The sequence below is a fragment of the Microbacterium sp. CFBP 13617 genome, assembly GCF_014839445.1.
Classification (GTDB): Bacteria; Actinomycetota; Actinomycetes; order Actinomycetales; family Microbacteriaceae; genus Microbacterium.
This window is the reverse complement of record NZ_JACYNW010000004.1, coordinates 52,593-64,947: the sequence shown is the minus strand read 5'-3', so window position 1 is coordinate 64,947 and position 12,355 is coordinate 52,593. Positions and strand designations below refer to the sequence as shown.

At 71.1% G+C, this 12,355-nt stretch carries 15 protein-coding genes; 8 read left to right on the top strand and 7 right to left on the bottom strand.

Annotated elements, in window-relative coordinates; translation table 11 throughout:
- Positions 1-35 precede the first annotated feature (35 nt).
- The 5 genes from IFU40_RS12220 (at position 36) to IFU40_RS12200 (ending at position 3,993) form a co-directional block, all read left to right on the top strand.
- Positions 36-464: an Asp23/Gls24 family envelope stress response protein gene (locus IFU40_RS12220; RefSeq protein WP_055838946.1), complete on the top strand. Its 429-nt coding sequence runs from the start codon at positions 36-38 to the stop codon at positions 462-464.
- Between the two features lie 130 nt (positions 465-594).
- The gene (locus tag IFU40_RS12215; RefSeq protein WP_191926503.1) at positions 595-1,437 is read left to right on the top strand and encodes an NAD-dependent epimerase/dehydratase family protein; all 843 of its coding nucleotides are present in this window, start codon (positions 595-597) and stop codon (positions 1,435-1,437) included.
- Positions 1,438-1,611: 174 nt separating this feature from the next.
- Positions 1,612-1,866 (top strand): hypothetical protein, encoded by a 255-nt coding sequence (locus IFU40_RS12210; RefSeq protein ID WP_055938680.1) that lies wholly within the window; start codon positions 1,612-1,614, stop codon positions 1,864-1,866.
- Between the two features lie 75 nt (positions 1,867-1,941).
- Positions 1,942-3,351, top strand: coding sequence for a dihydrolipoyl dehydrogenase family protein (locus IFU40_RS17090; RefSeq protein ID WP_342343522.1), 1,410 nt, complete (start codon positions 1,942-1,944; stop codon positions 3,349-3,351).
- Between the two features lie 12 nt (positions 3,352-3,363).
- On the top strand, positions 3,364-3,993 hold the full coding sequence (locus IFU40_RS12200; protein WP_055938683.1) for a TetR/AcrR family transcriptional regulator: 630 nt from the start codon (positions 3,364-3,366) through the stop codon (positions 3,991-3,993).
- A gap of 58 nt (positions 3,994-4,051) precedes the next feature.
- Here the strand turns inward: IFU40_RS12200 and IFU40_RS12195 are convergent, their stop codons facing one another.
- A complete protein-coding gene (locus IFU40_RS12195; protein WP_070409385.1) occupies positions 4,052-5,371 on the bottom strand; it encodes an MFS transporter in 1,320 nt (439 codons plus the stop codon).
- Between the two features lie 124 nt (positions 5,372-5,495).
- Between IFU40_RS12195 and IFU40_RS12190 the strand changes: the two genes are divergently transcribed.
- Positions 5,496-5,888 (top strand): PaaI family thioesterase, encoded by a 393-nt coding sequence (locus IFU40_RS12190; protein ID WP_070409384.1) that lies wholly within the window; start codon positions 5,496-5,498, stop codon positions 5,886-5,888.
- Positions 5,889-5,967: 79 nt separating this feature from the next.
- On the opposite strand, the gene IFU40_RS12185 is transcribed toward IFU40_RS12190, so the two are convergent.
- Positions 5,968-6,903 carry an aldo/keto reductase gene (locus IFU40_RS12185; RefSeq protein WP_191926502.1) on the bottom strand — a complete coding sequence of 312 codons (936 nt, stop codon included), beginning with the start codon at positions 6,901-6,903 and terminating at the stop codon, positions 5,968-5,970.
- Positions 6,904-7,024: 121 nt separating this feature from the next.
- Here IFU40_RS12185 and IFU40_RS12180 point away from each other — a divergent pair, with 121 nt between their 5' ends.
- Entirely contained in the window at positions 7,025-7,222 is a 198-nt protein-coding gene (locus IFU40_RS12180; RefSeq protein ID WP_191926501.1) for a zf-TFIIB domain-containing protein, read from the top strand.
- Positions 7,223-7,262: 40 nt separating this feature from the next.
- Here the strand turns inward: IFU40_RS12180 and IFU40_RS12175 are convergent, their stop codons facing one another.
- The 4 genes from IFU40_RS12175 to IFU40_RS12160 form a co-directional block, all read right to left on the bottom strand.
- A complete protein-coding gene (locus tag IFU40_RS12175; protein ID WP_191926500.1) occupies positions 7,263-8,429 on the bottom strand; it encodes a thiolase family protein in 1,167 nt (388 codons plus the stop codon).
- Position 8,430: 1 nt separating this feature from the next.
- On the bottom strand, positions 8,431-9,078 hold the full coding sequence (locus IFU40_RS12170; protein ID WP_070409381.1) for a 3-oxoacid CoA-transferase subunit B: 648 nt from the start codon (positions 9,076-9,078) through the stop codon (positions 8,431-8,433).
- On the bottom strand, positions 9,075-9,821 hold the full coding sequence (locus IFU40_RS12165; protein ID WP_191926499.1) for a 3-oxoacid CoA-transferase subunit A: 747 nt from the start codon (positions 9,819-9,821) through the stop codon (positions 9,075-9,077). The genes IFU40_RS12170 and IFU40_RS12165 overlap by 4 nt, the downstream gene beginning before the upstream one ends.
- Positions 9,822-9,983: 162 nt before the next feature.
- Positions 9,984-10,766: an IclR family transcriptional regulator domain-containing protein gene (locus IFU40_RS12160; protein WP_191926498.1), complete on the bottom strand. Its 783-nt coding sequence runs from the start codon at positions 10,764-10,766 to the stop codon at positions 9,984-9,986.
- Positions 10,767-11,098: 332 nt separating this feature from the next.
- Here IFU40_RS12160 and IFU40_RS12155 point away from each other — a divergent pair, with 332 nt between their 5' ends.
- Entirely contained in the window at positions 11,099-11,398 is a 300-nt protein-coding gene (locus IFU40_RS12155; RefSeq protein ID WP_191926497.1) for a hypothetical protein, read from the top strand.
- A 9-nt stretch (positions 11,399-11,407) separates the two neighbouring features.
- Here the strand turns inward: IFU40_RS12155 and IFU40_RS12150 are convergent, their stop codons facing one another.
- Positions 11,408-12,307, bottom strand: coding sequence for a helix-turn-helix domain-containing protein (locus tag IFU40_RS12150; protein ID WP_191926496.1), 900 nt, complete (start codon positions 12,305-12,307; stop codon positions 11,408-11,410).
- Between the last annotated feature and the right edge of the window lie 48 nt (positions 12,308-12,355).

Genomic DNA, 12,355 nt, shown 5'->3' with positions numbered 1-12,355 from the left:
ATTCGGTCCGTGATCTTGACGAAAGGATGTTCCTCATGGCAAGCACCGACACCCCCACGCCCGCCACCCGCACCGACGCCCGCCGCGACGGCGGTACCACCGTCATCGTCGACCCCGTCGTCGCCAAGGTCGCCGGCATCGCCGCGGCGCAGGTTCCGGGCGTCCACGCCCTCGGCGGTGGCGCTGCCCGTGTCATCGGCAACATCCGCCAGGCCGTCGGCGCGAAGGACTACGCGCAGGGAGTGAGCGTCGAGGTGGGCGAGACCGAGGTCGCCGCCGACATCTCCATCCAGGTCGACTACCCCGAGCGCATCCAGCGCGTGGCCGCGAACGTGCGTTCTGCCGTGCAGCAGGCCATCACCGAGATCGTCGGCATGAAGGCGGTCGAGGTCAACGTGACCGTCGTCGACGTGTTCATCCCCGGCGACGACGAGGACGAGCAGGAAGAGGCGCGCGTCAACTGACGCCACCACGGGCCCGCGAGCGCATCGCTCGCGGGCCCTACGCATCGTCGCGCGTCTCGGCCACCCCCGTGTCGATGTCGGCGGATGCCGTTACCTTGGGCGACACCGTCTCCCGATACGAAGGATCCCCATGCGCATCGCCCTCACCGGTTCATCCGGAAAACTCGGTACCGTCGTCGCCCGTGAACTGCGTGCCGCCGGCCACGAGGTCATCGGTCTCGACGTGCGCGGCGAGCGCGGTCCCGGCTTCGTGCAGGTCGAGCTGACCGACTACGGCCAGGTCATCGACGCCCTCGCGGGGGTGAACGACCAGCACGACGGCTTCGATGCGCTCGTGCACCTCGGCGCGATCCCCGCCCCCGGCATCCGCTCCGACATCGCGACGTTCCACAACAACATGACGAGCACGTTCAACGTGTTCTGGGCGGCCTTGCGGCTCGGCATCCAGAGGATCGTCTACGCCTCCAGCGAGACCGTGCTGGGACTCCCCTTCGATGTTCCGCCGCCCTACATCCCCGTCGACGAGCAGTACCCGGCGCGTCCCGAGTCGGTGTACTCGCTGGTCAAGACGCTCGAAGAGCACCTGGCGACCGAGCTCGTGCGGTGGCACCCCGAGCTCTCGATCACCGCGCTGCGGTTCTCGAACGTCATGGTCCCCGACGACTACGCCGAGTTCCCCTTCGACGCCGACGCCCGCACCCGCAAGTGGAACCTGTGGGGGTACATCGACGCCCGCGACGGCGCACAGGCCGTGCAGCGCGCGCTCGAGAACGCGCCCGCCGGCTTCGACACGTTCATCATCGCCGCGGCCGACACCGTCATGACCCGCCCCAACGGCGAACTCGTCGACGAGGTCTTCCCCGGCGTCGAAACGCGCGGCGACCTGGGCGAGAACACGACGCTGCTGTCGATCGACAAGGCCCGGCGACTGCTCGGGTACGACCCGCAGCACTCCTGGCGCGACCACCGCTGAGGCGGGTCGACCGCCGCGCGGCGCCTCGAGGGGGCGTCGCCGGCGGCCGGGGGAACGGCGGCGCAGCGCACCGGAGGGTGGGATGCCGCCGCCCGACAGCGGCCACGTGAGCACGACGGTCTGGGACTGCGCGAGTCTGGCCCCCGCCCGGCGGGCGCGTGTCAGACTCGCACCATGGACGCCGACGAGCCGATCATCCCCCTTCCGACGGCGCACGAGAAAGAAGTGAACTTCCTCGCCCGGAGCGGCGCGGTGGTCACCCTGCGGCTCATGGACACCGGCCGCTTCGAGGTCAAGCTCGACACCCGTGGCGACTACACCGCCGTCCTGCTGCATGACGGCGAGACGTTCGAACTGCACCCGGCTCCGGGCGTGCGCGCGATCGGCGGAACGGGCCTGACCGCCACCGATCTGTACGAAAGGTTCTGAGCCCGCGCGCAACCCCCACCGTCGTCCGGGTCGATCGCACTTGACTGGTGCTCTCACTCACCGACGGGGGATGCCGTGGACCACGAGCCCGACTCTTACGACATCGCCGTGATCGGCGCCGGTCCCGCGGGAACCGCGGCGGCGCTGCGTGCGGCCGAACTGGGCGCCTCGGTCGTCGTGCTCGAGGCCGGGCGCGTGGGCGGCACGTGCGTCAACACCGGGTGCGTCCCCACCCGCGTGCTCGCCAAGGCCGCGCGGCTCATGCGCGAGACGCGCGCGGCCGACGACTACGGCATCGTCATCGATGAGCCGCGCGTGGATTGGCCCGCCGTGGTGGCGCGCGTGCACGAGCGGGTGGATGCCGTGCGCTCCATCAAACGCGAGGCCGAACGCTTCGCCGCCGCCGGTGTCGACCTCGTGCACGAGGGGCGCGCGCGCTTCGCCGACGAGCACACGCTCGTGCTCGACAGCGGTCGCCGCATCCGCGCCGAGAACATCCTCGTGTGCGTCGGCGGGCACTCCCGTCGACTGCCGATCCCCGGCGCGGAGCTGGCCACGGTACCGGAAGACGTGCTCTCGCTCGCCGAGCTCCCCCGCCGGGTCGCCGTCATCGGCGCCGGCAACACCGGAGCGCAGCTGGTGACGGTGTTCCGATCCTTCGGCTCGGACGTCACGCTGCTCGACGTCGCTCCGCGCGTGCTGGTCGCCTCGGATGCGCGCATCTCCGAGGCCATCGCGGCCTCGCTCACCGACCACGGCGTCGACGTGCGAACGGGGATCGACACGGTCGAGCGGATCGACCGCACCGACCAGGGGTCCCTCGCGCTCACCTGGCGCGAAGCCGACGGATCGCACTCGCTGGAGGTCGACGTCGTCATCATGGCCACCGGCTGGCCGGCCGACGTGGAAGACCTCGGGCTCGAGAACGCCGGCGTCGACATCGAGCGCTCGGCGATCCCGGTGGACCGGTACTTCCGCACGATCGTGCCGCACATCCTCGCCGTCGGCGACGCCAACGGCCGCGACATGCTCGTGCAGGCGGCGCAGTTCGAGGGCGAGGCCGCGGCCGAGAACGCCGTGCTCGGCGCCAACCGGCGTACCCCTCACCACCTGTTGCCGGCGGGCGGGTTCACCGACCCCGACTACGCCGGCGTCGGTCTCACCGAGGAGCAGGTGCGCGATCGCGACCCCGCGTGCGTCGTGGCGACCGTGGACTTCGCCGACCTCGACCGCGCGGTGATCGACGACCGCGAGCGCGGCTTCCTCATGCTGATCGCCGACCGTCGTCGTGAGCTGATCCTGGGTGCGCACGCGGTGGGCGAGAACGCCGTCGAGGTCATCCAGTCGGTCACGACCGCGATGGCGGCGGGGATCGACGTCGCCACCCTCGCGGGCGTGCGTTTCGCCTATCCCACCTACAGCGCCGTGATCGGAAACGCCGCTCGCGCCCTGCTGCACGCGGACTCCCCCGCCCTGCTGGAGTGACACACTGAAACCGTGACCGCTGCCGAGCCCGTGACGACCCCCGCGTCCACCGACGCCCCCGCGCGTCGCGGCCGCCCGGGTTACGACCGCGAGGGTCTTCTCGCCGTCGCCGTGCAGCTGTTCAACGAGCAGGGGTACGACGCCACGAGCGTCGCCGACATCGCACGCCGCCTGGGCCTGACGAAATCGGCGCTGTACCACCACTTCTCGTCGAAGCAGGAGCTTTTGGCGGTCGCCCTCGACGCCGCTCTCGGTGCGCTGGAGGCCGTACTCGAGCAGCCCGGCGCCCGCGAGGGCGCGGCATCCGATCGCCTGCGCTTCGTTCTGACGGGGGCCACCGACGTGCTGGTCGCGCAGTTGCCCGCGGTCACCCTGCTGCTGCGGGTGCGCGGCAACGGCGACGTCGAGCGGGCCGCTCTCGAGCGCCGCCGCGTCTTCGACCACCGCGTCACCGATCTCGTCGCCGCCGCGCAAGCCGAGGGCGGGGTGCGCGACGACGTCGATGCCGCGGTCGCCGCCCGACTGCTGTTCGGCATGATCAACTCGGTCGTCGAGTGGTACCGACCCGGCGGGAGCGTCGACGGCGACCGTCTCGGCGCCGACATCGTGCGCATCGCCCTCGACGGCCTGCGCACGGACTGAGACCGCACGCCGGAGGGGCCCCGCGCCGCGCGCGAGGCCCCTCGATCGGCATCCGGGGTCAGGCCCGCAGGTCGACGCCCTTGGTCTCTTTGATGAGCGAGACCGCGGCGAGCGAGACGAGGGCCGCCACCGCGATGTAGAGGCCGATGGTCCACGACGCTCCGGTGGAGCGCAACAGCGCCTCGGCGATCATCGGGGCGAAGGCGCCGCCCATGATCGCCCCCAGGGCGTACCCGATCGAGACGCCCGAGTACCGCACGTTCGCGGGGAACATCTCGGCGTACAGCGCCGCCTGGGGACCGTACGACAGGCCGAGGCCGAGCGTCATGACGAACAGGGCGACGAAGTACCAGACGATGTTCCCGGTGTCGATGAGGAACCACATCGGCACCGCCCAGACCGCGAGGATCAGGTAGCCGATCTGGAAGGTGCGCACGCGTCCGAGGCGGTCCGAGAGCCGGCCGCCCCACAGGGTGAAGACGAGCCAGCCGAAGGATGCCAGGGTCGTCGCCAACAGGACGGTGGGGCGTTCGAGTCCGAGCGCCGTGACCGCGTAGGTCGCGAAGAAGGCGATCAGCAGGTAGCCGGCGGCGTTGTTGCCGATGAAGACGAAAGCTGTCAGGGCGACCTGGCGCCAGTTCTTGCGGAACAGCTGGCCGAGCGGGGCCGACGATTCCTTGCGGCGACGCACGAGGTCTTCGAAGACGGGGCTCTCCTCGACTGAGCGGCGGATGACGTAGCCCACGACGATCAGCACGATCGAGAAGAGGAACGGCACGCGCCAACCCCAGGCGAGGAAGGCTTCGGCCGACATCGACGAGGTGAGGATCCACAGGGTGGCCGTGGCGAGGATCATGCCGATCGGGACGCCGATCTGCGGATAGGCGCCGAAGTAGCCGCGACGGTTCACCGGCGCGTGCTCGACCGAGAGCAGAGCCGCGCCGCCCCACTCGCCACCGGCCGAGAAGCCCTGCAGCACACGCAGCAGGATGAGCAGGATGGGGGCGCCGATGCCGATGGCCGCATACGTGGGCAGCACTCCGATGAGGGCCGTCGACACACCCATCATGATGAGGGTCAGCACGAGCATCTTCTTGCGCCCCAGGCGGTCGCCGAGGTAGCCCGCGACGACGGCGCCGAGGGGGCGGAAGAGGAACGAGATGCCGATCGTCGCCCACGACAGCACCTGCGCGAGTCCGGGATCGGACTGCGCGAGGGGCGCCAGGAACAGGGGCGCGAGCACGAGGCCCGCCGCCTGGGCGTAGATGAAGAAGTCGTACCACTCGATCGAGGTGCCCACGAGGGTGCCGGCGAGGACGCGCCGTTCCTCGCGTTTCAACCCGGTGGCGGGGACGGTTGCGGCGGTCTGCGAGGCCATGAGAACTCCATCGTTCTGTGGGGCAGGGGCGGGAAGACTCGATCAGCACTATTACCAACCGAGCGTTCAGTAATAGTGTCAGAGGTGCGCGACCCGAGCAAGGGCGACGCGGAAGGAGACAACGATGACCCCCTGGACCATCGTCCCCGGCGCGCTCGACGAGCGCCTCGGCATCACGATCACCGCGCAGTCGGCGGAACGGGTGGCGGCCGACATGCCCGTCCGCGGCAACACCCAATCACTCGGGCGTCTGCACGGGGGCGCCACCGCCGCCCTGGCCGAGGCCGTCGGCTCGTGGGCCGCGATGATCCACGCGAGCACCCTGGGCAAGGTGTGCGTCGGCGTCGACCTGAACATCACGCATCACCGCGGGGTGCGGTCCGGTTCCCTCCACGCGGTCGCCACGCCCGCGCACCGGGGTCGTCGGGTCGCGACGTACGACATCCGCGTTACCGACGACGACGATCGGCTCGTCGCCACGGCCCGCATCACCAACATGATCGTCGACGCCGACTGAGCCCGGCCCTCCGCCGCGCACGACCCGCGCCGCGCCCTCGCCGTCCGACGCCCCGGGCAGCGACCGGAGCACGCCGTGATCAGCGCCAGGGGCGCTCCGACCGGCGTCGCCAGTACTCGTCGGGCTCGACCGCCCATCTTCGGCGCGTGGCCTCGTCGATAACGACCGGGCGCGCGGCGACGCCGCGGCGGAGCTGCTCCGGCGTGCTCGCCCCGCTCAGCACGATGTCGGCCCACGGCTGTGCCCGTGCCACGCCGAGCGCGAAGGCATCGGGAGAGACTCCGGATGCCGCCACCACGCGGTCGGGGTCGGCGGGAGTCGTCGCGAGCTCGCCGTTGGCCAGGGCCTCCTTCACCACCACGGTCCATCCCGCATCGTGGGCGCGCGCGAGGCCGGGAGCCGCCGACTGCTCGAACAGGTTCCACGTGGCCTGCACGGCCGAGAACGGCGAATCGGGCAGATCCCTGGCCGCATCGACGACGCGTGACTGATGCGGACCGCTCGTCGACAGCCCCACGCGCACGCCGCTGCCCGCCAGCCCGCGCAGTCGGCCGAGCAGGACGGCGTCGCTCAGCGCCGGGCTCTCGGGCGTCACGGAGTGGACGAGGTACAGATCGGGGGCCGATCCCAGTGCCTCGAGGGTCTCGGGCCACTGCCGGTCGAACATCGCGACCGAGTGCTCTTTGCGCTCGTGCACGGCGGCATCCATTCGCCACCCGCCGACGTAGGCGTATCCCCACTTCGATCCGACGGTGAGCTCGGCACGCCGCTCGGGATGCCGCGCGAGCCACGCGCCGAGGAACCGCTCGGCGTAGCCGTACGACCGCGCCGCATCGACGACGCGGATGCCGAGGGACCACGCCTCGTCGAGCAGCGCGTGCGCGCGCTGCTGCAGGGCCTCGACGGAGCGGTCGGCCGGGTCGCCCAGGTCGTCGTCGCGCCCGGTGGTGATGTAGGCCGGGCGGCCGACGGCGGCGAGACCGAGGCCGAGTCGCGCGGCGGGGAGGTCGTCCATGTGACGACCGTAGCGGCGACCACCGACACCCCGGTGGACGAGGAACAAGCCGAAGGGCGACGGGGTTGTGATCCTCGACGCCGGGCGATGCCCGCGACCCACGGTGACGAGCGGAACGGTCATGACCTACAGAGACCCCTACGACGACGGCGCGCAGCCGATCTGCCCCTCGTGCGGCGTGACGATGCATCCGCTGCTCGAAGAGGGCGGCGGGGCCGATGAATGCCGGGAGTGCGGTTTTCAGTTGGAGTGGTCCGAGCCCGGTTCCCCGTGCGGTGACGACGATCGCCCGCGGGACCGCTGGGCCGACGAGTCATGACGGGCTGAACCGCCCTCGACCCCGAGCGAGGCGCGCGGCCCTACCGCTCCAGTACCACCGCGAGGCCCTGACCCACGCCGATGCAGATCGCCGTCACCGCGACACCGCCGCCGCGGCGCTTCAGCTCGTGGGCGGCGCGGGCGATGAGGCGTCCGCCCGAAGCGCCGAGCGGGTGCCCGATGGCGATCGCGCCGCCGGTCTCGTTGAGCAGCTCCGGGTCGAGCTCGGTCCAGAGCTTCGCGCACGCGAGCGACTGCGACGCGAATGCCTCGTTCAGCTCGACGAAGGTCACGTCGGCCCACGTGCGGCCCGCGCGGGCGACCGCGCGGTTGGCCGCTTCGACGGGCGCGATGCCGAAGACGTCGGGATCGTTGCCGAACGCGGCGCGGCCCGCGATGCGCGCCAGGGGCTCGGCATCCAGTGCCCCTTCCGCGCCCAACAGCACGGCCGAAGCGCCGTCGTTGATGGGCGAGGAGTTGCCCGCCGTCACCGTGCCGTCCTTCTGGAACGCCGGGCGGAGCCCGGCGAGCACGTCGGCGGTGGAGTCGTCGCGGATGCCCTCGTCGCGGGCGAGCGCGTGACCCTCGACCTGCACGATCTCGTCGTCGAAGCGCCCCTCGGCCCAGGCGGCCGCCGCGAGACGGTGGCTGCGGGCGGCGAAGGCGTCCTGCTGCTGGCGCGAGATGTCGTAGATCTCGGCGAGCTTCTCGGCGCTCTCGCCGTTCGAGATCGTCCAGTCCGTGCGCAGGCGCGGGTTGGTCATGCGCCAGCCGATCGAGGTGTTCCACATCGTCTGATTCGCGGCGGGGAAGGGCCGCGGGCTCTTCTCGACCACGAAGGGCGCGCGGGTCATCGACTCGACGCCGCCCGCGAGGATCACCTCGGCATCGCCGGCCTCGATCGCGCGCGAGCCCTGGATCACGGCATCCAGAGACGAACCGCACAGGCGGTTGATGGTCGTGCCGGGCACCGACGAGGGGAAGCCCGCGAGCAGCGCACCGAAGCGCGCCACGTTGCGGTTGTCTTCGCCGGCCTGATTGGCGTCGCCGAAGACGATGTCCTCGATGCGGGCCGGGTCGATTCCCGTGCGCTCGACGACGGATGCCATGACGGTCGCCGCGAGATCGTCGGGGCGCACGTCGGCGAAGGCCTTGCCGTGGCGCGCGAAGGGGGTGCGCACGGCGTCGTAGACGAACGAAGCGGGCATGTCAGGCGTCCTGTTCGATGAGGGTGAGACCGAGCAGGGTCTCGATCTCGGCGTGCGTGTTGTCGCCGAAGAGCTCCCGTACGCGGAAGCCCTCGGCGGTGACGTCGAAGACGCCGTGGTCGGTGTAGACGCGCGAGACGCAGCCCACGCCGGTGAGCGGATAGGTGCACGCGGCGACGAGCTTGGGATCGCCGGACTTGGTGAGCAGGTCGGTCATCACGAAGACGTCCTTCGCGCCGATGGCGAGATCCATCGCCCCGCCGACCGCGGGGATCGCCCCGGGCTCACCCGTCGACCAGTTGGCGAGGTCTCCCCCCGCCGACACCTGGAAGGCACCGAGCACGCAGACGTCGAGGTGGCCGCCGCGCATCATCGCGAACGAGTCGGCGTGGTGGAAGTACGCCGCCCCCGCGAGGGCGGTCACGGGCTGCTTGCCCGCGTTGATGAGGTCGGGGTCGACGCGTCCACGCTCGGGCGCGGGGCCCATTCCGAGCATGCCGTTCTCGGTGTGCAGCACGATCTCGAGACCCGCGGGCAGGTAGTCGGCCACGAGGGTGGGCGCCCCGATGCCGAGGTTCACCACGGCGCCTTCGGGGATGTCGGATGCCACGCGCGCGGCGAGATCCGTGCGGGAGATGCGGGTGGTCACTGTGCTGCCCCTTCTTCGGCCAGAGCCCGACCCTCGATGTCGACGCCGCCGACGAAAGCTCCCTCGCGGAGCCACCGACGCTCACCCACGGAGACCACGCGGTCGACGTAGAGGCCCGGGGTGACGACGGTCTCGGGGTCGAGGGTGCCGAGTTCGATGATCTCGTCGACCTGCACGATGGTCGTGGTGGCGGCCGCCGCCATGATCGGTCCGAAGTTGCGCGCCGTCTCGCGGTAGACGAGGTTGCCCCACCGGTCCGCGGCGCGGGCGCTGATCAGCGCGGCATCCGCGTGGATGGGGTACTCGAGCACGTAGTCGCGGTCGCCGATGCGCCGCGTCTCTTTGCCCTCAGCCAGCTGCGTGCCGAAGCCGGTGGGGGTGAAGAACCCGCCGATGCCGGCGCCCGCGGCGCGGATGCGCTCGGCGAGATTGCCCTGCGGCACGAGCTCCAGCTCGACCTTCCCCTCACGGTAGAGCCGGTCGAACACCCACGAATCGCTCTGGCGGGGGAACGAGCAGATCATCTTGCGCACCTGCCCCGCGGCGAGCAACGCGGCCAGGCCCGTGTCGCCGTTGCCGGCGTTGTTGTTGACGACGGTGAGGTCGCTCGCGCCGTGCGCGATGAGCGCGTCGATCAGTTCGACGGGTTGACCTGCGCGACCGAAACCGCCGATCATCACGGTCGCACCGTCGGAGATGCCGGCGACGGCGGTCGCGAGGTCGGGAACGGTTTTGTCGATCATGCGGAGAACCTCCCGTTGTTCGCCTGGCGCACACTCGTACGTCTTGCGAACACTGTACTCCCGCCGCGCGCGGGCGACAAGGGTCGATCGAGCACGGCACCTCGCACGAATCCATGGCATCCGGACCCGCGCTCGGTCGCGCCGCGGGACAGCGGCGCCCGGTCAGACGAGTCGGATGTCCGCGTCGATCTCGGCGGCGGCGGCGCGCAGGGCTGGCAGGCAGGCATCGCGCCATGCGTCGGCGTCGCCGCGGGCGCTCGCCGAGATGTTCACCGCCGCCACCACGGCTCCCGAGCGGTCGTGCAGCGGAGCGGCCAGCGACCGCAAGCCCTCCTCGAGCTCTCCGTCGACGAGCGCCCACCCCTGGGTGCGAACCGTGTCGAGTTCGGCGACGATCGCGTCGACCTCGGTGCGGGTGCGCGGGGTGAGGCGTTCGGGATGCGACGCCGCGACGACCTCGCGCGCACGCTCGGCGGGGATCGCCGCCAGCAGCACGCGCCCCATGCTGGTGGCGTACGCGGGAAACCGCGTCCCGATCGTGATACCGACGCTCATGATCCGCCGGGTGGGGACGCGGGCGACGTAGACGATCTCGGCGCCGTCGAGCACGGCGGCCGAGACGCTCTCTCCGACCTCGCGAGACAGGTGTTCCAGGTGCGGCTGGGCGAGAGCGGGCAGCGACAGGGCCGAGAGGTAGCTGAAACCCAGCTCCAGCACGCGCGGGGTGAGCGAGAAGACGCGACCGTCGGCGCGGACGTACCCGAGGGTCTCGAGCGTCTGCAGGAAACGTCGGGCCGCCGCACGGGTGAGGTCCGCCCGACGCGCCACCTCGCTGAGCGTCAGGGCCGGGTGCTCGGCGTCGAAGGTGCGGATCACCTCCAGGCCGCGGGCCAGCGACTGGACGAACTCGCCCGTCGCACCCTCGCCGTCGCCCGTCGCGCTCACGCGGCTCACTTTATCGGGGCGTCGACCTCGCGCTCGCCGGACGCACGTGCGAGGGGCGGTTGCGTTCGCCGAACGGACGAAGCACCTGTGCGCCTCCCTGACCGGGCGCCTCACGCCGTCATAGCGGGCGACCACGCTCTTCAGGTGGAACGCACGTCGAAGGGCACTCTCGATACACAGGCCACGAAACGCAGTCTGGCGCATGGCCGCGCCCACACGGGCATCCCGTCAGCCCAGGGGCGCACACGCCACTGCCTCTCCGGGACCCGCATGCAGATCATTCGCGGCGGACGTGAGTTCACGACCGGCCCGGGCCGAAGAGGAGTACGCAGATGATCGACCCTTCCCCGCCCTCGTCGACGCCGTTGGAACGTCAGCTCGTCGAGATGATCACTCGAAATCTGCTCACTCGCGAACCCCGATCGGTCATCGACGAGCTGAGAGCCGCCGCGGGTGACGACGTCGAAACCCTGGCGAAGGTGTGCGGCGAGGTGGCCGGTTTCTGCCGCGATGAGCGGACCTCGACGATGTGCGACGCGCTCACGACCGAGATACAGGGCGCAGCCGTGTGGGCAGAGAAGGGCCGGCAACGGCGCGCCCGCGCAACGAAGTACAGCGCCGCGGACGAGTGACCGTTCGCGTCAAGGAACCGGCACCTCCGACGACCCGAGGCGCGCCGCCAGTTCCATGCAGCGGAGGCGTGCCGGAGAGAAGTCGTAGGGCATCGCCCAGATGATGTCGGCCGCGCTCTGCGCGCGCGCCTGCCTCGCGGGGTGAGGGTCGGGCACCGTGTCGACACCCTCGGGCGGGTGCGACTCGTCCCAGGCCTCGAAGAGGGCATCGTCTTCCTCGAACTGGCCGGACTCTTCGATGACGCGCATCAGCGCGGTCTCGAAAGCGTGCCGCTCGGCGGCGATCTGCGCCACCCGGGGGTCATCGACGGCGACCAGGTCGTCGAGCGCCTCCTCGGCGGCAGAGACGCGGTCGGACTCGGCGCGCAGATCGGGGTGCAAGGCCAGGGCGACGAAACGGCCCGCCTGAACGGCGGCGCCGAGCGGACCGAAGATCCGCTCGGTGACCAGCAGCACGTCGAGGTCGTCTTGGCGGAGCGAGCCCTCGGGAGCGCCCTCGAGGCGGCGCGAGACGATGTCGTCGAGCAGCCCACGCCGGCTGCCGCGCGTGCGCATCCGCTGCACCGCAGCCCTCTTCCGCCGCAACTCGGCTTCTTGCGCGGCAAGGGCCCCGTCCAGGCGTGCGAGGACGCTCTCGACCGCCTCGTCACCGCCGTCCTCGCCCGGCGCCGCGTCGGCGAACGCGTCGCGGATGTCGTGGAGGGCGATTCCGGCGTCGGTCATCCGCCGGATCCAGAGCAGCCGGATGACGTCTTCGTACCCGTATCGGCGGCGACCGTCGGCGCCCCGCTCGCGCTCCGGCAGCAGATCGACCTGGTGGTAGTGCCGGATCGCCCGGGGAGTGATGCCGACGAACGCCGCGGCGTCGCCGATCAGGACCTGACGGGGCGGGACGGGGAACGGGCGCATGGGGGACCTCTCGGAGTGAGCTGCGATGGACAGGCTTCGAGCAGATCA